Annotated in this window: 19 protein-coding genes; 14 read left to right on the forward strand and 5 right to left on the reverse strand. The window is 67.7% G+C overall.

The window, feature by feature from the left end; genetic code table 11:
* Window positions 1-34 precede the first annotated feature (34 nt).
* The 11 genes from OB08_RS11585 (at window position 35) to OB08_RS11635 (ending at window position 12,021) form a co-directional block, all read left to right on the forward strand.
* Entirely contained in the window at window positions 35-1,099 is a 1,065-nt protein-coding gene (locus tag OB08_RS11585; RefSeq protein ID WP_461474864.1) for a substrate-binding domain-containing protein, read from the forward strand.
* Window positions 1,100-1,167: 68 nt separating this feature from the next.
* Complete coding sequence (locus OB08_RS11590) at window positions 1,168-2,256, forward strand: ABC transporter permease (protein ID WP_461474866.1); 1,089 nt, start codon at window positions 1,168-1,170, stop codon at window positions 2,254-2,256.
* A 13-nt stretch (window positions 2,257-2,269) separates the two neighbouring features.
* Window positions 2,270-3,070: an ATP-binding cassette domain-containing protein gene (locus tag OB08_RS11595; protein WP_461474868.1), complete on the forward strand. Its 801-nt coding sequence runs from the start codon at window positions 2,270-2,272 to the stop codon at window positions 3,068-3,070.
* Window positions 3,071-3,142: 72 nt separating this feature from the next.
* Window positions 3,143-4,147 carry a 5-dehydro-2-deoxygluconokinase gene (gene iolC / locus OB08_RS11600; RefSeq protein ID WP_461474870.1) on the forward strand — a complete coding sequence of 335 codons (1,005 nt, stop codon included), beginning with the start codon at window positions 3,143-3,145 and terminating at the stop codon, window positions 4,145-4,147.
* Window positions 4,134-5,054 carry a class I fructose-bisphosphate aldolase gene (locus tag OB08_RS11605; protein WP_461474872.1) on the forward strand — a complete coding sequence of 307 codons (921 nt, stop codon included), beginning with the start codon at window positions 4,134-4,136 and terminating at the stop codon, window positions 5,052-5,054. Before iolC ends, OB08_RS11605 begins: the two co-directional genes overlap by 14 nt.
* A 19-nt stretch (window positions 5,055-5,073) precedes the next feature.
* Entirely contained in the window at window positions 5,074-6,627 is a 1,554-nt protein-coding gene (locus OB08_RS11610) for a CoA-acylating methylmalonate-semialdehyde dehydrogenase (RefSeq protein WP_461474874.1), read from the forward strand.
* Window positions 6,628-6,718: 91 nt separating this feature from the next.
* Window positions 6,719-7,633: a 5-deoxy-glucuronate isomerase gene (iolB, locus tag OB08_RS11615; protein WP_461474875.1), complete on the forward strand. Its 915-nt coding sequence runs from the start codon at window positions 6,719-6,721 to the stop codon at window positions 7,631-7,633.
* Window positions 7,633-9,546 carry a 3D-(3,5/4)-trihydroxycyclohexane-1,2-dione acylhydrolase (decyclizing) gene (gene iolD / locus OB08_RS11620; RefSeq protein WP_461474877.1) on the forward strand — a complete coding sequence of 638 codons (1,914 nt, stop codon included), beginning with the start codon at window positions 7,633-7,635 and terminating at the stop codon, window positions 9,544-9,546. The genes iolB and iolD overlap by 1 nt, the downstream gene beginning before the upstream one ends.
* Window positions 9,547-9,571: 25 nt before the next feature.
* On the forward strand, window positions 9,572-10,438 hold the full coding sequence (locus OB08_RS11625) for a sugar phosphate isomerase/epimerase family protein (protein ID WP_461474879.1): 867 nt from the start codon (window positions 9,572-9,574) through the stop codon (window positions 10,436-10,438).
* Between the two features lie 81 nt (window positions 10,439-10,519).
* Entirely contained in the window at window positions 10,520-11,797 is a 1,278-nt protein-coding gene (locus tag OB08_RS11630) for an ATP-binding protein (protein ID WP_461474881.1), read from the forward strand.
* 5 nt (window positions 11,798-11,802) lie between these two features.
* The gene (locus OB08_RS11635; protein WP_461474931.1) at window positions 11,803-12,021 is read left to right on the forward strand and encodes an alpha/beta hydrolase fold domain-containing protein; all 219 of its coding nucleotides are present in this window, start codon (window positions 11,803-11,805) and stop codon (window positions 12,019-12,021) included.
* On the opposite strand, the gene OB08_RS11640 is transcribed toward OB08_RS11635, so the two are convergent.
* Window positions 12,007-13,806: an alpha/beta hydrolase domain-containing protein gene (locus OB08_RS11640; RefSeq protein WP_461474883.1), complete on the reverse strand. Its 1,800-nt coding sequence runs from the start codon at window positions 13,804-13,806 to the stop codon at window positions 12,007-12,009. The two genes, OB08_RS11635 and OB08_RS11640, sit on opposite strands and share 15 nt — an antisense overlap.
* A gap of 263 nt (window positions 13,807-14,069) precedes the next feature.
* Here OB08_RS11640 and OB08_RS11645 point away from each other — a divergent pair, with 263 nt between their 5' ends.
* The 3 genes from OB08_RS11645 (at window position 14,070) to OB08_RS11655 (ending at window position 16,734) form a co-directional block, all read left to right on the forward strand.
* Window positions 14,070-15,035, forward strand: a complete 966-nt coding sequence (locus OB08_RS11645) for a ThuA domain-containing protein (RefSeq protein ID WP_461474885.1) — start codon at window positions 14,070-14,072, stop codon at window positions 15,033-15,035.
* A gap of 187 nt (window positions 15,036-15,222) precedes the next feature.
* Window positions 15,223-15,963: an IclR family transcriptional regulator gene (locus OB08_RS11650; protein WP_461474886.1), complete on the forward strand. Its 741-nt coding sequence runs from the start codon at window positions 15,223-15,225 to the stop codon at window positions 15,961-15,963.
* Window positions 15,964-15,966: 3 nt separating this feature from the next.
* The gene (locus OB08_RS11655; RefSeq protein ID WP_461474887.1) at window positions 15,967-16,734 is read left to right on the forward strand and encodes an IclR family transcriptional regulator; all 768 of its coding nucleotides are present in this window, start codon (window positions 15,967-15,969) and stop codon (window positions 16,732-16,734) included.
* 11 nt (window positions 16,735-16,745) lie between these two features.
* On the opposite strand, the gene OB08_RS11660 is transcribed toward OB08_RS11655, so the two are convergent.
* From OB08_RS11660 to OB08_RS11675, 4 genes are read right to left on the reverse strand one after another with little or no spacing between them, the layout of a single operon-like run.
* The gene (locus OB08_RS11660) at window positions 16,746-17,402 is read right to left on the reverse strand and encodes a TetR family transcriptional regulator (RefSeq protein WP_461474889.1); all 657 of its coding nucleotides are present in this window, start codon (window positions 17,400-17,402) and stop codon (window positions 16,746-16,748) included.
* Window positions 17,399-18,331, reverse strand: a complete 933-nt coding sequence (locus OB08_RS11665; protein WP_461474890.1) for a shikimate dehydrogenase — start codon at window positions 18,329-18,331, stop codon at window positions 17,399-17,401. The genes OB08_RS11660 and OB08_RS11665 overlap by 4 nt, the downstream gene beginning before the upstream one ends.
* The gene (locus tag OB08_RS11670; RefSeq protein WP_461474892.1) at window positions 18,328-18,630 is read right to left on the reverse strand and encodes a Dabb family protein; all 303 of its coding nucleotides are present in this window, start codon (window positions 18,628-18,630) and stop codon (window positions 18,328-18,330) included. The genes OB08_RS11665 and OB08_RS11670 overlap by 4 nt, the downstream gene beginning before the upstream one ends.
* The gene (locus tag OB08_RS11675) at window positions 18,627-20,477 is read right to left on the reverse strand and encodes a bifunctional sugar phosphate isomerase/epimerase/4-hydroxyphenylpyruvate dioxygenase family protein (protein WP_461474894.1); all 1,851 of its coding nucleotides are present in this window, start codon (window positions 20,475-20,477) and stop codon (window positions 18,627-18,629) included. Before OB08_RS11675 ends, OB08_RS11670 begins: the two co-directional genes overlap by 4 nt.
* Between the last annotated feature and the right edge of the window lie 100 nt (window positions 20,478-20,577).

Genomic DNA, 20,577 nt, shown 5'->3' on the forward strand with positions numbered 1-20,577 from the left:
CAGCGGACCGATACCCAACGAAGGGAGTCGCGGGATGAAGTCCACGCTGCTCAACATTTTGAGCTCTCGCCCGAAGCGTCGCATCACCGCCACCGCCACCGCCGTGACCGCCGTGGTCGCGGCCGTCGTCCTCGCCGGATGCTCCGCCGGAGGATCCCCGAACCCCGACAGCACCGGTGGCTCCGGCAACGGTGGCGGCGAAGGCATCAACATCGCGATCATGGGTGGCGCCCCCGACGACCCGTTCTGGTCGACGGTCAAACGTGGCGCCGAGTCCGCCGCCGAAGCAGTGAAGGCAGCTGGCGGCGAGGTCACATTCGTGTCCATGCCCAACTACGACAACTTCAACGCCGACGCGGCCAAGCTGGTCGCGAACATGCAGGCGATGGACCCGAGTGCCGTGATCGTTCCGAACTGGTCGCCCGAGGCGCAGGACGAGAACATCAAGGCGATCTCAGATGCCGGCATCCCCGTCATCATCTACAACGCCGGCCAGCAGTCGGTCGAAGACGTGGGCGCGCAGATCTACATCGGATCCGACGACCACGTCGCCGGAGTCGCCGGTGGCGAGAAGTTCGCCGAAGAGGGCGCGAAGAACATCGTGTGTGTCAACACGCTGCCCGGCACGACGAACTCGGAGGCCCGCTGCGCCGGTGTCATCGAAGGCGCAGAGTCCGGCGGCGCCACCGCGACGCAGCTGAACCTGCCCAGCTCGCAGTTCGGCGACCCGTCCGCAGTGACCCAGGCCATCAAGGGCGCGCTCCTCGAGGACACGTCGATCGATGCGCTCATCACCATCGGCACCACCGATGCTGACAGTGCGGCGGGCGCGATCGAGCAGGCCGGCTCGGCCGGCAAGGTCCTCCTCGGCACGTTCGATGTCTCGACCGCGAGCCTCGACCGCATCAAGGACGGCACGCAGCTGTTCTCGATCGACCAGCAGCCGTTCGCACAGGGCTACTACGCCGTGTCGAACGCGTTCCAGCTGGCCGCCTACGGCATCTACCTGCCGCAGAGCCCGCTCCTCACGGGACCGGCGCTGATCACCTCCGACAACGTCGACCTGGCCATCAACGGCACCGAGCTCGGCGTCCGCTGATCCGAAGCGGGGCGTCGGCCGATGTCGACGCCCCGCATCATCGGCACGAATCAGAATCAGGAAAAGCCATGAGTACGAACGTCTCCCAGGATCAGAATGCGCTGCTCCGCCCCCCGACAACCCCCGTCAAGCTTCCCGGCGTCCGCAAGGAGCCGTGGTCCTGGCGTCGACTGACGCACCGCCCGGAGACCGGCGCCCTCGCCGGCACCCTGGTCGTCTTCATCTTCTTCGCCATCTTTGGCGGACAGCAGTTCCTCTCTCCCGGGGGAACAGCCTCGTGGCTCAACATCGCCTCGGAGCTCGCGATCATAGCCCTGCCTGTCGGGCTCCTGATGATCGCCGGTGAGTTCGACCTCTCCGTCGGCTCCGTCGTCGCGGCGAGCTCGGTCACCGTCGCCCTCGTCTCCGGCACTTTCGGCCTTCCGCTCATCGTTGGCATCCTCGCCGCCCTCGCGGTCGGCGCCTTGGTGGGCTTCATCAACGGCTGGATCGTGTCCCGCTCGAACGTCCCGTCGTTCATCGTGACCCTCGCCATGCAGTTCGCCCTGGCCGGCCTCACGCTCGGAATCGCGCGGCTCATCACTGGTTCGACGAGCATCCCACTCACTCCCGAGCCCTGGGCGAAGGCCGCGTTCGGCACTCTGATCGCCGGCCAATTCGAAGTTGCGATCATCTGGGCGATCGTGATCGCACTCGTCGTCGCCTGGGTCCTGCAGGCCACCAAGTTCGGCAACTGGATCTTCGCGACCGGCGGCGACACACAGAGCGCGCGGGCCGCCGGCATCCCGGTTCCAAAGGTCAAGATCGGCCTCTTCATCTCGACCGCCCTCGGAGCCGCGCTGGTCGGCATCATCCAGACCATGCTCTACAACGGAGCGCAGACCGGCGTAGGCCAGTCGTTCGTGTTCAACTCCGTGATCGCCGTCGTCGTCGGTGGCGTTCTGCTGACCGGCGGTTACGGATCGGTAATCGGCGTCGTCCTCGGCTGCCTGACGTTCGCCATCGTCAACCAGGGCATCTACTACACGGGCTGGAACTCCGACTGGGCGGCACTCATCCTCGGCATCCTGCTGCTCGCCGCGGTCCTCATGAACAACACATTCCGCAAGCTCGCGCTGTCGGCTGGTCCCGGCAAGCCCAAGGCTGCGGCGAAGTAGGAAGGGCACTCCCATGGGAACTCCGATCCTCAAGCTCAACCAGGTCACGAAGACCTTCGGCACCAACACTGCTCTCTCGGGCATCTCGATCGAGGTCGAGCCCGGTGAGGTGCTGTGCCTTCTCGGCGACAACGGTGCCGGTAAGTCGACCCTCATCAAAGTCCTCTCAGGAGTGCACAAGCCCAGCTCCGGGTCGGTCGAGGTGCACGGCAAGCCGGTCGTCTTCGACAGCCCAGCCGACGCTTCGGAAGTCGGCATCGCGACCGTGCACCAGTACGGCGGCACCTTCCCGTTGATGTCGGTGGCGCGCAACTTCTTCGTCGGGCGCGAGCCCGTCAAGGGAGCGTGGCCGTTCAAGTACTTCGACCAGAAGACCGCCGGCCAGGTGACCGTCACCGAGATGCAGAAGCTCGGCATCACCCGGGTCACTGACGGCAACCGCCTGGCCGGCAGCCTGTCGGGCGGTGAGCGCCAGACGCTTGCGATCGCTCGCGCCGTGTACTTCGGGGCGAAGGTGCTGATCCTCGACGAGCCGACCTCCGCGCTCGGTGTCAAGCAGTCCACCCACGTCCTGCGCATGATCATGCACGCGCGCGCGCAGGGAATCGCGGTGGTCTTCGTCACGCACAACGTCATGCACGCGATGGCGGTCGGCGACCGATTCGCCGTCCTGATCCATGGCAAGAAGGCCGATGACTTCCGCAAGGGCGAGCGCACGCGCGAGCAGATCACCGACCTGATGGCCGGCGGTGAGGCGATGGCCGAACTCGAGGCCGAGCTCGCCGAACTCACCGGGCCGGTGCGACTGCCTTGAGTCCGTGCCCGTGAGCCGTGGAGACTGAGCGCCACGGCTCACGGCGTCACTCACGCCAAGGAGCATGTTAGTATGTCAGAACAAACACTGGAGGAGTTGAGCGAGATGGTCGCAGCCGAGGGCAACCGATACGACGTCATCACCGTCGGTCGCATCGGCGTCGACATCTACCCGCTCCAGGACGGGGTAGGCCTGGAGGACGTCGAGACCTTCGGAAAGTACCTCGGCGGCAGTGCCACGAACGTCGCCATCGCCTCCGCCCGCCACGGACTCCGCGCGGCCGTCATCACGGCGACCGGCGATGACCCATTCGGACGGTTCGCGCACAAGGAGCTCGTGCGGCTCGGGGTCGACGACCGCTTCGTCGCCACGGCGGCTGGCCTGAACACCCCCGTCACGTTCTGCGAAATCTTCCCGCCCGATGACTTTCCGCTCTACTTCTACCGCGCGCCGATCGCGCCCGACCTCGTTCTCACCAACGCACACCTCGATCTCGACGCAATTAGTCGTGCACGCGTGTACTGGTCGACCGTGACCGGACTCTCGGTCGAACCGAGCCGGACCGCCCACCACACCGCATGGCAGGCGCGCGGACGGGCACCGCTGACGATTCTCGACCTGGACTACCGCCCGATGTTCTGGCCGTCGCCGGCCGCGGCGACGCGTGAGGTCGAGCGCGCGCTCGAGAAGGTCACGGTCGCAGTGGGTAACCGCGAGGAATGCGAGATCGCGGTCGGAGAGACCGACCCGCACCGCGCCGCCGATGCTCTCCTAGAGCGCGGGGTCGAACTCGCGATCGTCAAGCAGGGTCCGCGCGGGGTGCTCGCGAAGACTCGCGAAGAGACCGTCGAAGTTGCGCCCTACCCAGTCGACGTGGTCAACGGACTCGGAGCCGGCGACGGCTTCGGGGGAGCGCTCTGTTACGGACTGCTGCAGGACTGGTCGCTCGAGCGCGTCATCCGCTTCGCGAACATCGCCGGCGCGATCGTCGCCACCCGTCGCGAGTGCTCCACCGCCATGCCGACCACCGCCGAGGTCGAGACGATCCTCGCGGAGGTGACCCGTGTCGACGCCTGACCTCCGCAACCCGACACGCGCCATCTCCGACGAGCAGCTCGGCCGCCTGCGCGCTGTGCGTCACTCCGAGCCCTCACTCATCCCCGACCTCCTCACAGCACGGGCACGACGCCCGCTCGTTCAGGGAGACGGCCGGCTCTTCATCGTCGCCGCCGACCATCCTGCGCGTGGCGCGCTGGGAGTCGGGTCGGACCCGATGGCGATGGCCAGCCGCTACGATCTGCTCCAGCGACTCGCGATCGCCCTCTCCCGCCCTGGGGTCGACGGCGTGCTCGGAACGCCCGACATCATCGAGGACCTCGCGGTGCTCGGAGCCCTCGACGGAAAGATCGCCGTCGGTTCCATGAACCGCGGGGGGCTGCGCGGCTCGGTCTTCGAGATGGACGACCGCTTCACGGGCTACGACATCGACTCCATTGCCGCAGCGCGACTGGACGCGGCAAAGCTGCTCGTCCGCGTCAACCTCAAGGACGCAGGAAGCGTCCGAACCCTCGAGGAGACGGCGCGGGCCGTGACGGCAGCGGCGCGCGCTGAACTGCCGATCCTGCTCGAACCGTTCATGAGCGAGTGGGTCGACGGGAGGGTCGTCAACGACCTCAGCCCCGAAGCCGTCATCACCTCGGTCGCGATCGCCTCCGGACTCGGCGCGAGCTCGGCCTACTCCTGGCTGAAGCTCCCGGTCGTCCGCGATATGGAGCGCGTCATGGAAGCAGCAACGCTGCCCACACTCCTGCTGGGAGGCGACGCCGGCGACGACCCGGACGAGACCTTCGCCTCCTGGCAGTCCGCGCTCGACTTGCCCGGCGTCCATGGCCTCGTCGTCGGACGCACCCTCCTCTACCCGCCGGACGGCGACGTCACTGCCGCCGTGGACACGGCCGCCCGCCTCGTCCACACGTCCCTCTGACCCCCATCGAAGGAACATCATGAGCACCATCGACACCGCTCCCGTGCGCCCGGCGACCCCCGCCGAGGTGCCCGCAATCTCCCACTGGATCGACGGCGCCGAACGCCCGAGCACCTCGGGGCGCACCGCTCCGGTCTACAACCCCGCGACCGGTGCCGTCAGCGGGAATGTCGCCCTCGCGGATCAGGCCGAGATCGACGAGGCGATCGCCTCGGCCAAGCGCGGATATGACGTGTGGTCGAAGTTCTCGATCGCGAAGCGCCAGGCCGTCCTGTTCAACTTCCGAGAGATCTTGAACACCCGCAAGGGGGAGCTCGCCAAGATCGTGACGGCGGAGCACGGCAAGGTCGTCTCCGATGCGATGGGCGAGATCCTGCGCGGCCAGGAGGTCGTCGAGCTCGCCACGGGATTCCCGCATCTCGTCAAGGGTGCGTTCAGCGAGAACGCCTCCACCGGCATCGATGTGTACTCGCTCAAGCAGCCGCTCGGCGTGGTCGGCGTGATCTCGCCCTTCAACTTCCCGGTCATGGTGCCGCTCTGGTTCGTTCCCATCGCGATCGCCGCCGGCAACGCCGTCGTCCTCAAGCCCAGTGAGAAGGACCCGTCCGCTGCGCTGTGGCTGGCGCGCGCATGGAAGGAAGCGGGCCTCCCCGACGGTGTGTTCACGGTGCTGCAGGGCGACAAGCTCGCCGTTGACGGCCTGCTCAACAGCCCCGTCGTGCAGTCGATCTCCTTTGTCGGCTCGACCCCGATCGCGCAGTACATCTACGAGACCGCCTCCAAGAACGGGAAGCGCGTCCAGGCGCTCGGCGGTGCCAAGAACCACATGCTGGTGCTCCCGGATGCCGACCTCGACCTCGTCGCCGACCAGGCCGTCAACGCGGGGTACGGCGCGGCGGGCGAGCGCTGCATGGCGATCTCGGTGGTGCTTGCCGTCGAGCCGGTCGCCGATGACCTCATCGCCAAGATCTCCGAGCGCATCGCGCGGCTGCGGATCGGCAACGGCGCAGGCCAGGACGGCGTCGAGCCCGATATGGGCCCGCTCATCACCGACGTGCACCGCGACAAGGTCTCGAGCTACGTCGACATCGCTGAGGCAGACGGCGCGAAGATCGTCGTTGACGGTCGCGGCTTCTCCGTCGACGGTCACGAGGACGGCTTCTTCTTCGGCCCGACGCTCATCGACGACATCCCCACGACGTCCCGCGCGTACCAGGAGGAGATCTTCGGACCGGTGCTCTCGGTCGTGCGGGTGCAGTCCTATGACGAGGGCCTCGATCTCATCAACTCGGGCGAGTTCGGGAACGGCACCGCGATCTTCACGAACGACGGCGGCGCGGCCCGTCGGTTCCAGAACGAGGTCGAGGTCGGGATGATCGGCATCAACGTGCCCATCCCCGTCCCGGTCGCGTACCACTCGTTCGGCGGCTGGAAGAAGTCGCTGTTCGGCGACGCGAAGGCCTACGGCGTGCACGGCTTCGACTTCTTCACGCGCGAGAAGGCGGTCACCAGCCGCTGGCTCGACCCCGCCACCCACGGCGGCATCAACCTGGGGTTCCCGCAGAACAACTGACGAACACAAGACACGGATGCCGCGGCCCGGCATGATCGCATCGGGAGGATGCGACGGGCCGCGGCATCCAATTCCCCGCTGAAAGAGAGACATGAGTACCACCGACCGGCGCTGGTTCCACCGAAGGGGCGACCTTGCCCGCGATGGATGGGAGAGCGTCGTCGATGAATCGACCGCGGGGTGGGCGCACACCGGTATCCGTATCGCAGAGCTCGCCGCGGGAGAGTCGCTGACCCTCGCTCCCACCGGGGTCGAGCGGATCGTGGTGCCCCTGTCGGGCTCATTCGCGGTGGCGCACTTCGAGGGTCCCGAAACGACGACGATCGTCCTGAAGGGGCGGGCGAGCGTCTTCGACGGTCCGACGGATGTGCTCTATCTGTCGTCCGCGTCGACCGCACTCATTAACGGGGTCGGCCGCGTCGCGATCGCGACTTCGCCGACCGACGTAGTCAAGCCGAGCGTGTACATCCCGGCCGCAGACACGCCCGTTGAACTGCGCGGCGCGGGTCGCTCCAGCCGCCAGGTCCACAACTTCGGCACGCCCCAGGCGCTCGACGCCGCACGCCTCATCGTGTGCGAGGTGATCACTCCGGCCGAGAACTGGTCCTCCTACCCGCCGCACAAGCACGACGAGCACGTGCCCGGGCACGAGTCGCGTCTCGAGGAGATCTACTACTTCGAGACGGCGCCGGTGGCGGGATCGGATGCCGCGGCTGAGGCATCTTTCGGCATGTTCAGCACCTACTCCTCGCCCGCGGGCGAGATCGACATCAACGCGATGGTCCGCACCGGCGACATCGCTCTCGTGCCCTACGGCTACCACGGCCCCGCCGTCGCCGCGCCCGGGTACAACCTCTACTATCTCAACGTCATGGCCGGCCCCGACCCCGAACGGGAGTGGCTGATCAGCGACGACCCCGCGCACGCCTGGGTGCGCGACACCTGGAACGGGCAGGACGTCGACGATCGACTGCCGTTCGCCGACGAAAAGGAAGGCCGCCGCTGATGGGTGCCACCAAACGGATGACGGTCAGCCAGGCGCTCGTGGAGTTCCTGGGCCACCAGTGGACCGTGGACGGCGACATCCGTGAGCGGACCATCCCCGGGATGTTCGGGATCTTCGGCCACGGGAACGTCGCCGGCATCGGTCAAGCGCTGAAGCAGTTCAACGTCGACCAGCCTGACCTGATGCCTTATTACCAGGCCCGCAACGAGCAAGCCATGGTGCACCAGTCCGTCGGCTACGCGCGTATGCACCGCCGACGCGGCACCTATGCATCCGCCGCGTCGGTCGGGCCGGGCGCGGCGAACATGCTCACCGGGGCTGCTCTCGCGACGACGAACCGGATGCCGGCGCTCCTGCTGCCCAGCGACACCTTCGCCACGCGGGTCGCCGATCCCGTGCTGCAGCAGCTCGAGCAGCCGTGGGACATCGGGCTGCAGGTGTCGGACGCGTTCCGCCCGCTGTCGAAGTTCTTCGACCGCGTGCAGCGGCCCGAGCAGCTCTACTCGATCGCGCTCGCGGCGATGCGCGTGCTCACCGACCCGGCCGAGACCGGCGCCGTCACGATCGCGCTCCCCGAGGACGTCCAGGCCGAGGCGCTCGATGTTCCCCTCGAGTTCCTGCAGGACCGCGAATGGCACATCCGCCGGCCGCTGCCTGAGCGTGCGCCGCTCGCTCGTGCTGTCGCGGCGATCAGGGCGGCGAAGAACCCGTTCATCGTCGCCGGCGGAGGCGTGTTGTACTCCGGCGCCGAAGACCAGCTACGCGCACTTGTCGAAGCAACCGGCATCCCGGTCGGAACGTCACAGGCCGGCGGCGGAGTTCTGAACTGGGATCATCCGCAGAACCTGGGTGGAGTCGGTGCGACCGGTACGCTGGCCGCGAATCGGCTGGCGGCCGAGGCCGACGTCATCATCGGAATCGGCACGCGGTACAGCGACTTCACGACGGCGTCGCGCACGGCCTTCCAGAACCCGGATGTCACCTTCGTCAACATCAACGTCGCGTCGTTCGATGCCTACAAGCACGGCTCGCAGCTTCCGGTGATCGCCGACGCGCGCGAGGCGCTCGCCGAGCTGGCGATCGAGCTCGAGGGCTTCGAGATCTCAGGCGACTACTCAGAGCGCGTCGCCCGCGAGAAAGCGGAGTGGGATGCCGCGGTTGACGGCGCCTTCGCACCTTCCGGCCTCGAGCTGCCCGGCCAGCCGGAGATCATCGGTGCCGTGCAGTCGACGAGCGCGCCCGAGGACGTCATCGTGCAGGCCGCCGGCTCGCTTCCCGGTGACCTTCACAAGCTGTGGCGGGTCCGCGATCCCCTCGGGTACCACGTCGAGTACGCGTTTTCGTGCATGGGCTACGAGATCGCCGGTGGTCTCGGCGCCAAGCGCGGCCTGCTTGCCGATGGTGACGACCGCGACGTGATCGTGATGGTCGGAGACGGCTCCTACCTGATGCTCAACACCGAACTCGTGACCGCGGTCGCCGAGGGCATCAAGCTCATCGTGGTGCTGATCCAGAACCACGGCTACGCGTCGATCGGGCACTTGTCGGAGACAGTCGGGTCGGAGCGATTTGGAACCTGGTATCGCGAGTACGACGGTGAAGCCCGCAACTTCCAGGGCGAGCAGATCCTTCCGGTCGACCTCGCGATGAACGCGCGCAGCTACGGGCTCGACGTCATCGAGATCGAGCGCAGCGCCTCGGCGATCGACGACTTGAAGGCGGCGGTGGCCCAGGCGAAGGCGTCCGATCGATCGACCTTCATCCACATCAACAGCGACCCGCTCCTCTACGCGCCAGACGGCGCGGGATGGTGGGACGTGCCGGTGCCCGAGGTGTCGACACTCGACTCGACGCAGCGCGCCCGCGCCGAGTACCTCGAACAGCAGAAGTCCCAGCGTCCGCTCCTCGGCTGACCTTTCCTCACTGGAGAAATCGAACATGGTCCGTATCGCCCTCGACCCGACTCCGTACCACCACGACTTCCGGTTGCTGGAGTTTCCCGATGTGGTGGCCCGGCTGGGCTACGAGCACTTCCAGCTCACGCCGCACGTCGACTTCAGCCCGTTCTTCCGGTACCCCAAGGCCGACGACGAGCTGGTCGCGAAGTTGAAGAAGGCGGTGAGCGATGCCGGGGTGACCATTCCGGCGATCCTCCCCGTGCAGCGGATCTCGTGTCCGGAAGAGCCGCAGCGCGAGGCCGCAGTGCGCAACTTCCGCCGAATCATCGAGCTCGCCGTCGAGCTCGGTATCCCCGTCATCAACACCGAGTTCTCGGGACGGCCTGAGCGCTCCGAGGACAGTGAGGCAGCGTTCTACCGCTCGATGGAGGAGCTGCTCCCGATCGTCGAGCGCGAGGGCCTTCGCCTCAACATCGACCCGCACCCAGACGACTTCGTCGAGGACGGGCTGGAGGCGTGGCGCGTGCTCCGAGGGCTTAACTCGAAGGCCGTGGGGTTCGTCTACGTCGCATCACACACGTTCCATTACGGCGACCGCGCGACGTCCCTCATCTCGGAGCTAGGAGACCGCCTCGGTGCTGTCTACACCGCCGACACGTTCGACCACGGGCGCTCACACGGGCTTCGGTACATTTCCAACCCGCCGGGCAACGCGGCTCGAGTGCACCAGCATCTGCGCATCGGCGACGGCGATGTGAACTGGGAAGAGCTGTTCACGGTCCTTCGGTCGTCCGGGTACCTCGATCGCGAGGAAGCGCTGATCGTGTCGAACGTGTTCGCCGAGGACGAGACCGCTGACGAGGTGTCGCGGTATCAGCTCGAGAAGCTCCGCGAACTGATCGGCTGAGCTCTCTGCCACGATCCGGCGCGCCCGTGGCCGGCGGACCTCCCGTATGTCACGCTCGATCCAGGAGTCGAAGGGGGCCGCATGACTGGCTGGCGAATCCGGGACTATCACGCCGAGGATGTCGACGGCGTGCTGCGCCTCTGGGAACAGGTTCTCGCGGCTGATGCAGAGCCGGTCTATGGACTGTCGGATGTGCTTGCGTCGTGTGCGAAGGACCACGCGGTTATCGCGGTCGTCGGCGAGGAAGTCGTCGGCGCCGCAATCGGACGGGCCGCTCACGCTCAGGGTTGGGTGGTGTTCCTTGCGACAGCGGCGCACCTGCGCGGCAAGGGCATCGGGTCTTCGCTGCTCGCCGCTCTCGAGACACGTATGGCAGGGGTCGGGGTGTCGAAGCTCTCTGCGCTCATGCCGGCCGCCGAGACTCGGGTCGGCGCGTTTCTGCATCAGGGATTCGCCCTGAAGCAGGACCTCCACTACTTCGAGCGGCATATCCCAGTACAGCGGGAAGAGCTCAAGCTGCTCGCGGAGCTGGGTGGGCGTGTGCTGCCGCGCGGCCTGTGGGACTCGGTCGGCGGGATGAACGCCGAGAAGGACTTGCTGGAACGACGGGTTGTCATGCCATTGGCTCAGGCCGAGCTCGCCGACCGATTTGGTGTCGTGCCACCCAGAGCGATCGTGCTTTTCGGTCCTCCCGGGACCGGCAAGACCACGTTCGCCAAGGCGATCGCGTCAAGACTGGAGTGGTCGTTCGTCGAGGTCTTCCCGTCACGCCTGGCGTCGCATCCCGGGGGACTGGCCGGGGCGCTACGCGAGACTTTCACTGCTATTTCCGAGCTCGACCACGCCGTCGTGTTCATCGACGAGGTCGAGGAGATCGCCTCGCATCGTCAGGGTGAACCGCCGTCGCCGACTCAAGGCGTGACGAACGAACTTCTCAAGATCATTCCAGCCTTCCGCGAGCAGCCGGGTCGGCTATTGATCTGTGCGACGAACTTTATCCGTTCACTGGATGCCGCGTTCCTCCGCCACGGGCGGTTCGACTACGTGATCCCGATCGGGCTGCCCGACGGCGAAGCACGCGAGGCGATCTGGCGGCGGTACATCCCTGCGGCGGCTGTCGGGATCGATGTCGAAGTGCTGGTCACCATGACCGAAGGATTCTCGCCCGCCGATATCGAGTTCGCCGCTCGCAAAGCGTCCCAGTCCGCGCTCGAGAGCGCTGTTGCATCCGGCGTGGACGACCCCGCAGGACCGTTTCAGGACGACTACGTGCTTGCCATCTCCGCAACTCGGGCGACCGTCTCGCCCGAGGTCGCTCACGAGTTCTGGGAAGACATCGAGACCGTGGGCCGGCTCTGAAATGGATCCACGCGTCGGACATCGAGTTGTTCTATGACGAGGACCGCGACTACGCGCAGCGGCTCGAGGCGGCGGGCGTCGAGGTGACCTTCGAAACAGTTGCCGACGCGCCTCACTGTTTCGGAGCATGGGCGCCGGAGTCCGAGATTTCTCCACCGGTGACCCGCGCGATGCCCACATCCCCGCGGCGGTTGCTCAGTGCGCCGGACTCAGCCGCTCGATGAGCACGTCGGCGAAGCCGATGAGCAGGTCGGCCTGCCCCTTCGTCGCACGATCCCGCCGCTGGAAGTCCGCCGACAGCTCCTGGAAGCGCTCGAGGAAGCCGACCGCCCTGGCGTAGTGAGCCGCGCGACGATCGATGTCCGTCTGCCCGCTTGCCACCGCGAGCGTGGCCCGATCGGCGAGATCGACGAGCTGGTCGCCGTGAGGAAGGTAGAAGGCGGCCACTGCTCCCGAAGCGACTGGGTCGAGGGAAACGCCGGAAACTGCGACACGTTCGCACAGAGTTCGTCGCACGCGAGTCCGCGTCCGACGATGGAGGATACGGCGTTGCCCCACATCTCCTTCCCATCGGCAGGCAGCACGTACCCGTCGGCGACGTTCTCCTCCACCGCCCGGCGGAACGGCTCCAGATAGCTGCCGCGGGTCGGATACAGACCTTCGAGGGTCACGCTGTCGAACGGCACGTAGATCCCGTTGAGGCCGCACCCGGCGACAGCGCGAGCGATCGGAACCTGGACCGGGGCCAGCCGCAAGCCGCCGAGCGCGTTCCCGTATTGGTCGCGCTCGATCGTGCCCTGCGGCGTGAAGAGCGGTTCCGCAGTCGGGGGCGCGACCCCGTCCTGCGCCCAGCGGGTGAGGTGCTCCGTCGCGGCTGCCCAGGTGTAGCGCTCGGGGATGCGACTGCGGGTAGGGCCCTGAGCGCAGGTGTCGACGAGGGCGGCCGTGGGCTGATCCCGGATGAGCTCGGGGTAGCGCACGATCATGGACTGCCAGTCGGAGTGGGTCGTGCCGGCGACATGCCACGTTCGCATCATGTCGGTGTCGGGCTGGAGGGTGGCGAACACGGAGGCGGCGTTCTCCGACTCCGAGTAGACCTTGAACACAGGGATCGGAAGGTCTGAGCGCATCCGCTCTCCCCCGATGAACAGAAGCGCCGCGTCCGCCACCGGCTCACCGCGGGTCTGGATCGCGTTCGTGAAGACCGAGAGCCGACCTGCGGACTGCGACACCCCCGCGGCGATCACCGTTTGGAGGTCGTCCTCGAGCGGACCGAGCACGCCTCCGTGCCTCACGGCCTGCACTCCCTGGCCGTACACGTCGTACGAGAGCGGATCTCCGGAGGTGAATTGACCGCCCGCCGTGAGGTCCAGCTCCGCGTACCGGATCGGATCGAACTTCTTCAACCCGAGCGTCGGGTTCGAGATCGTGACGTTCTGCGCGGTGATGCCCACCCACACCGTTCCCGAGCGCATGAGCTGCTCATGCGTCCGGTACCACATCGCCTCCACGTCGTAGCCCGACGTTGCGTTGAGCCACTCGACGACGACCGTGCCGTTGAAGTCGGCTGCGTCTGCCGGACGTCGCACGACCATGCGGGTGGTGTACGGGTGGCCGGAGGAGACGATCGCGGCGGTGGGCGAGGGGGTGGCCCGCGACCCGATCCCGCCCGCGACGGTCGCGTCGTAGCGGTTCGCGGTGCCGCTGAAGAAGTACTCCTGTTCGAGGTAATCGTGACTGCTGACCAGATCCGACGACATGAACGTGTGCCTGACGGCGGGGTCGCCGACCTCCGAGGCGATGGGACCGAGGACGTCCGGGACCGGGAAGAGGGACTCATCGACCTCAGTCGCCGCAGCGGCTGCACCCGCTGGTGGCAACGGGGATGCCAGGACCGCCACGGCGGTCGTCAGTGCCGCCACGATCCGCCCGACCGCGCGAGGGAGACCCCGCGAACCGGCGGGTGGGCGCGATGACGTCGACGGCTCGGTCGCTGATGACTCGCTCAACGGAACTCCTTCGGTCCGGCGGCTCCCGCAGATCGAGAGCACCGTGAAGCAGAAGCTATTGACCGGTCGTGGCGCTGCTCAATGTCTCTTCCGCTGAATGGAACTGCCGCGCGCGGTCACTCGCGACGATCGGCCGCGGTTCCGCGGCTTACTGGGTGGAACGGGCTTTGCCCCCGATCTCCGCGGCGTCCTACATTCGCACCAGCCTCGGGCCGACCGCTCGATGACGTCCGAGGAGCAAGCACCAGATCAAAGGAGATCACATGAAATCGGTCATACGTTCCGGGGTCGCCCTGGTCGCCGCAGCCGCACTCGGCGCGGGACTCGTGGTCGGGGGAGCGGCCTTGGACAACGACAAGGGGAACGGCAAGGGGCTCGGCGGACAGCCCGCCACTGCCAGCCAGATCTACCTCGACGAGATCAAGGACTACGGCGTCTGTCGCGGTGTGGACCCCGACTGCTACAACGAGTGGGGCAACGGCTGGACCGAGGGTGAGCAGAAGCGCATCCTGATCTGGAGCCGCACTGCCGGTCCACGCCACGCTCACCTCGGCAGCCCGCTCGCCGCCGGATTGAATCCGCCGCTCGCCGCCAACAACGTGGCCCAGTCCGCGCTGATCGCCTGGGCGGCAGAGCGCGGGATCAAGGCCGACTGGACGGAGGACCTCTCGCAGTTCCGACTGAACAACTACCAGGCGGTCGTGTTCCTCAGCTCGAATCGCGACACGCTCGACGACTCGGCCCAGACCACGCTGATGCAGTACATCCGCGGCGGCGGCGGCTTCGTCGGCATCCACAACGCCTTCGGTGCGGAGTACCACTGGCCGTACTACGAAGGCCTTCTGGGTGGCGCCAACTTCTACAACCACGGCCCGAACCGCGATGGCACTGTCGAGACGATCAACCACGAGGACGTCTCGACGTCGTTCATGCCCGACACCTGGGCGTTCAAGGACGAGTGGTACAACCTCGTGCCGTATCCGAGCTTCGTCAACGTGCTCCTCGAGGTCGACAAGGAGACAAGCGAGGCGACCGCCGCCGGCCACGGTGAGCACCACCCCGTCAGCTGGTGCCAGTACTACGACGGCGGGCGATCGTGGCTGACCACGCTCGGACACGACGCCGCCGCATGGACCGACGCGCCCCTCGCAGGGGACGAGTTCTTCAAGCAGCACGTGCTGGAGGGTCTCGAAAGCGCGATGGGCATCAAGCCGTTCTGCGCGGCCTGACGACGGACGCGGGGGAGAGCGCCCTCATAGCGAGGGGTCCGATCTGGGTGAGTGTGCACCTGGACCGGACCCCTCTCGCGTGCACCGATCCCGGTGCTCGTCCGCGGTGTTCCACTGAGTGGGAACTTGGCAGCCAGCATCCCCCACTCGCTTGCCGCCCCCTCCCGACCGGACGGATACTGCACTCATGCGATCCGCGCTCAGAGACGAGCCCGTATCGGTGCTCGACCGGATCCTCGCCATCCTCGACACCGTCCGCGAGTCCCACGGCTCCACCACGATCACCCAGCTCGCCCTGGCCACCGGTATCCCGAAGTCCACCATGTCGCGCCTCGTGGCAGACCTCGTGCGTCAGCGGTATCTGACGCGCACCGACGAAGGCGTCTCCATAGGCCTCCGACTCTTCGAGCTCGGTGCTCGCGCCAGCACTCCCCGCCGGCTGAGCGTCGCAGCGCTTCCCGTGCTCGCCGAGCTCTTCAACGCGACCGGCGAACACCTCAACGTCGCAGTACAGGAGGGACCCGACATGCTCTCGGTGATCTCGGTGCGCGGCCGCCTGCGTCCCGTCCCGTCACGCGCCGGCGTCCGCGTGCCCTCCATCACGACCGCCCTCGGCAAGGCGGTCCTCGCCTTCACCGATGATCCGCTCGTCCTGGGCCCCGTCCTCACCGCGCTCGAGTCGGAGCGACGCAGAACCTTCGAGCGAGAGCTCGACGCGGTCCGCGCCGAGTCGGTCGCGATCGACCGCTGCGAGACATTCCCCGGGGTAGTGGGCGTCGCCAGCCCGGTGCTCTCGCCCGACCGGGTGCCGCTCGCGGCGATCTCCGTCGCGGGTCCGGTGAGCGACATGGATCCTCAACGTGTGGCGCCGCTGGTGCGCCACGCGGCGCTCGCTCTCACGCACCGTCTCGCGCTCCAGGTGGCGTGACGGATGGCGGAGGCCGCCGCGGGTGACTCGCTCGGCGTTCTCGACCGGATGACGTGCATCCTCGAGGCGTTCGACGAGGACGATCGCGGGCTCGGGATCTCCGAACTCGCTGCGCGCGCCCGTCTGCCGAAGTCGACGGTGTCGCGGCTGGTCTCCACTCTGGTGCGTCAGCGGTACCTCGAGCGCGACGGGCGATTGATACACCTCGGCCTGCGCGTCTTCGAGCTCGGTCAGCTCGCGGACCAGCCGAGGGAGTTGCGTATGGCTGCGCTGCCGGTGCTGGCCGACCTTCGCGGCAAGACGGGGCAGAACACTCATCTCGCGATGCGCGATGGCCGCGAGCTCGTGTGCGTCGCGGTCATGCGCGGGCGGTCGCCGGTCCCGTGGCCAGTGCGGACCGGCGGGCGCATTCCGCTCCACGCGACCGCTCTGGGCAAAGCGGCGCTGGCGCACGCCGCACGCGGCGACATCGACGATGTGCTCACCGCCGGTCTGCCAGGGTGGACCTCGAGCACGATCACGGATCCGCATGAGCTCCGCCGTCAGCTCGACGAGATCCGGGCCGGTGCGCTCGCCACCGAGGACGGCGAGTTCGCCGGCAACGTGGCGTGCGCGGCGGTCCCGGTCTTCGCGCCGTCGGGCGGTCTCGTCGCCGCGATCTCCGTGTCGGGGTCCGCCGAGGTGTTCGACGCCTCGCGCTTCGCTCCAGCGCTCTTCAGCGCCGCCCAGGCTCTGAGCGACCGACTGCCCACGAGGAGGCGCCGCGGCTGAGGCGGGAGGCCTCAGCGACGATCCGTCATCGTCGCCACCACCATGTCGCCGATCAGGCGACGATGCGACGCCTGCAGATCAGGGGAGAGCATGTCGCGGTCGAAGATCGCGGCGAACGTGTGCCGGTTCGCGACATGGAAGCACGCGTAGGCGCTGATCATCATGTGCACATCGACGGCGTCGACATCGTCGCGGAACACCCCGCTGCGGACGCCGCGCCTGATGACGGATTCGAGAAGCGTGATCGCGGTCGCGTTCTCGCGGAGGATCGTTTCGGACTGCCGCAGGTGCTCGGCCCGGTGGATGTTCTCGATGCTCACCAGCTGGATGAACGCCTCGTGCGTGGTGTGGTGGTCGTACGTGGCCTCGGCGATGGTCCGCAGCGCCTCGTCGGGCGCGAGCTCCTCGACGTGGATCCCGCGCTCCACTTGCCGGATCTGCGCGTACACGCGCTCGAGGACAGCGAGGTACAGGCCCTCTTTCGAGGTGAAGTAGTAGTAGATCATCCGCTTCGTCGTGCGCGTCCGCGCGGCGATCTCGTCGACCCGTGCGCCGGCGTAGCCCTTCGCGGCGAACTCCGCCGTGGCGACTTCGAGGATGTCTCCGCGTGTCCGCACCGCTCGGTCGGTGGCGGCGCCGTTGCGCTCGTCTGTGAGCGGATCCGTCATCGATCGTCCCTTCGGCGGTCGCCGTGCGCTTCGGCGCCGATGAGCGTGCGGAAGTGCTCACGCATCCGCTCGGGATCGGGCTCGGCTCCGGTGATGATTCGGAGACTAGCGCATGCCTGGCCGACCGCCATGCGCCCGCCGTCGAGGACCGGATGGCCCGCGGCTGCGGCCCGGCGGAGCAGTTCGGTCTCGAGGGGGCGGTAGACCACATCCGAGACCCAGGCCTCGGGTCGCAGCATCCCGACGTCGAAGGCCACACCGGGGTGATGGAACATGCCGAGGGGCGTGGCGTGCACGACCCCGCTCGCGGCGGCGATCGCCGCCGGGAGCAGCATCGGCTCGATCGCATTCACGCGCTGCCGCGGAAAGTGCGCGGCCATGCGCTGTGCGAGGTCGCTCGCTCGCTGCGGGACGGCGTCGGCGAGGTCGAGTCGTCGGGCGCCGTGCGAGAGCAGGGCGTACGCGGTGGCGGCACCTGCCCCGCCGCATCCGATCTGCACGACGCGGTCGAACGAGGCGCCTGCGAGTCCCGCTGCCAGTCCGTCGCGATAGCCCATCCAATCGGTGTTGTATCCGATCCGACGGCCGTCTCTGAAGACGACGAGGTTCACGGCGCGCAGGTGCGCAGCATCCGCATCCAGATCGTCGACGAGATCGAGCACCAGCTGCTTGCAGGGATGGGTGATGTTCAGCGCAGCGAAGCCGCCGGCGGCTGCCTCGGCCAGGATCTGGCCGACTTCCTTCGCAGGCCGTCCGAGCTCGATGAGATCGAGGATGCGGTACTCGTAGTCGAGACCGAGACGACGCGCCTCCGCCTCGTGCATCGCGGGAGTGAGTGAGGCGCCGATGCCTTCGCCGACGAGCCCGACGAGGAATTGGCGCGCGCCCGGCTCGGGCGCCGTCCGGTCCGCGTGGGCGCCGCGGGTCACGTCTCCTCCGTGATCTCGAAGTCGACCGTCGCGAGAGACGTCTTCACCGGGCCGGAGATGGCCAGGATCTCGGCGTGCGCGGGATGGCGCGTGTAGGCGTCGAGTCCGGCGAGGTCGTCGAAATCGGCGACGAGCGCGATCTCGTGCGAAGACGGTCCGTGCACGACGTCCGCGCCGATGCTGATGCGCCTGAGCTCGGGGATGCTGCCGGGCAGGGCACGCACGAGCGCCATCCAGCGGTCGCGCTCGTGCGCCGTGAAGTCGGGTACGAAACGGAAGACGGCGACGTGCCTGATCATGCCGTCGGCTCCTGCCGCTGCCGCCTGTCGCGCTGCTGGTACTGCGCGGCGAGCCGCACCGGTGCGTTGACCGCGCCGTAGCCGGCATACCCGCCCCGCCTCTCGACCACCTCGAGGAAGACCGTTCCGACGGGCGGCGTGTAGAAGTGGAGGAAGACGCCGGTGTCGTCCTCGTCGTACATCACGTTCAGCTCCTTCAATTCGTCGAGCAGCTCGGGGCGGATGCGGTGCCGTGCTGCGATGTCGTCGTAGTAGTTCCCCGGGATCTGGAGCGGGGTGAATCCGCGCGCCCGCGCCGAGCGGGCGACGGCGAGGACATCGGATGCTGCGAACGCGACGTGCTGCGGCAGGATCGCGTCTTCGCTAGCCGCCGACGGGACGAGATTGAGAGCGATCCGGACGACATCGTCGGCGCTGCGCAGCACCTGGCTGCGGATCAGTCCGACCGGCGCGGCAACCTCGACGGAGGCATCCACCCGCAGGTCGAGGACGGACTGGAAGAACAGCACCGCCGCGTCGAAGTGCTGCCACGGCTGCGCGAGGTTGACGTGATCGACGCGCTGGATGATGCCGGCATCCGCTGCTGCGGGTCGCCCGAACTCGCGCACCCAGTCCGGTTCGCCGCGGCCTACCGCCCCGAAGAAGACCTCGGACCCGTCCGGTGCGCGCACACCGGCCAGCGGCTCGTCGTCGACGCTCTGCTGCCGCGGCACCTCGGGCGCCAGGAGCTCCGTCGCCCGCCGCACAGCCGTGGCGGGATCGCCGACCGACAGGCCCAGCCCCGCGACGGTGGGCTGCGGGTTCCGCGAGTCCGGCGCGCCGAGGATCACCCTTGCCGCGCCGTGCGACCACAGCTCGACCTCCTTCGTGCGGTGCGCGCCGTGCGTGCGGAAGCCGAGCTGGGTGAGGAGGTCGCGGAGTCCGTCGCGATCGGGTGTGCGCAGTTCGACGTAGTTCACGTCGGACGGTGGATCCACGTGGGGGAGCGGCGTGGTCGTCATCCGACCGATCCGGCTCCCGCCGGTGCGGGCGAGGGCATCGGCCGTGCGGTCCTCCAGCCAGCGCAGGGAGCGGCGGGCGTCGACCGCGGTGGCGGCGGGATCGGACTGGCGGAACGTGTCGTTGAAGATCTCGAGTGAGACCGGGCCGTCGTAACCCGTGCGCACGAGATGCGCCATGAAGGTGCCGAGATCGAACGCGCCCTCACCCGGGAACAGGCGGTGGTGGCGACTCCATGACAGCACGTCGAGCGACAGCAGCGGTGCATCCGCGACCTGGACGAAGAAGATCTTCTCGGCCGGAATGGTCTCGATCGCCTCGGGATTGTGACCCTTCGAGAGGATGTGGAAGCTGTCGAGGCAGTTGCCGATGCTCGGGTGGTCGGCGAGGCGGACGATCTGCGCCGCCGACTCGTAGTCGTCGACGAACCGTCCCCACGCGAGCGCCTCGTAGGCGACCCTGACGTCGAACGACTCCGCGAGGTCGCCGAGGCGGCGCAGATGCGTCGCCGCCAGCTGCTCGTCACCGCTTCGCGCGGTGGCGACATTGCTGCACAGCAGCATCGTGTCGATGCCGAGCCGGTTCATGAGGCCGAACTTCGCCTCCGCGCGGCGAAGGTTCTGCGCGAGCAGATCGGGCCCCACGCCTTCGAAATCCCGGAACGGCTGGTACAGCTCGAGCGTCAACCCGAGTTCCGCCGCGCGGTCGCGGATCGCCTCCGGGGACTCCGGTGACGCCACCAGGTCCGGTTCGAAGATCTCGACCCCGTCGAACCCGGCTTCGCGCGCCGCGTGGAGCTTCTGGTCGAGTGTCCCGCTCAAGCAGACCGTGGCGATCGACGTGCGCATGAGACCTTTCTGGCGACACCCCCGTCGGTGTCGGATCGAATGCTCCACAGCATTGCAGGGATGCGTACTAACTAGTACGTTCGGTGTAAGGGCCGATCAA

The organism is Microbacterium sp. HJ5 (assembly GCF_054824025.1).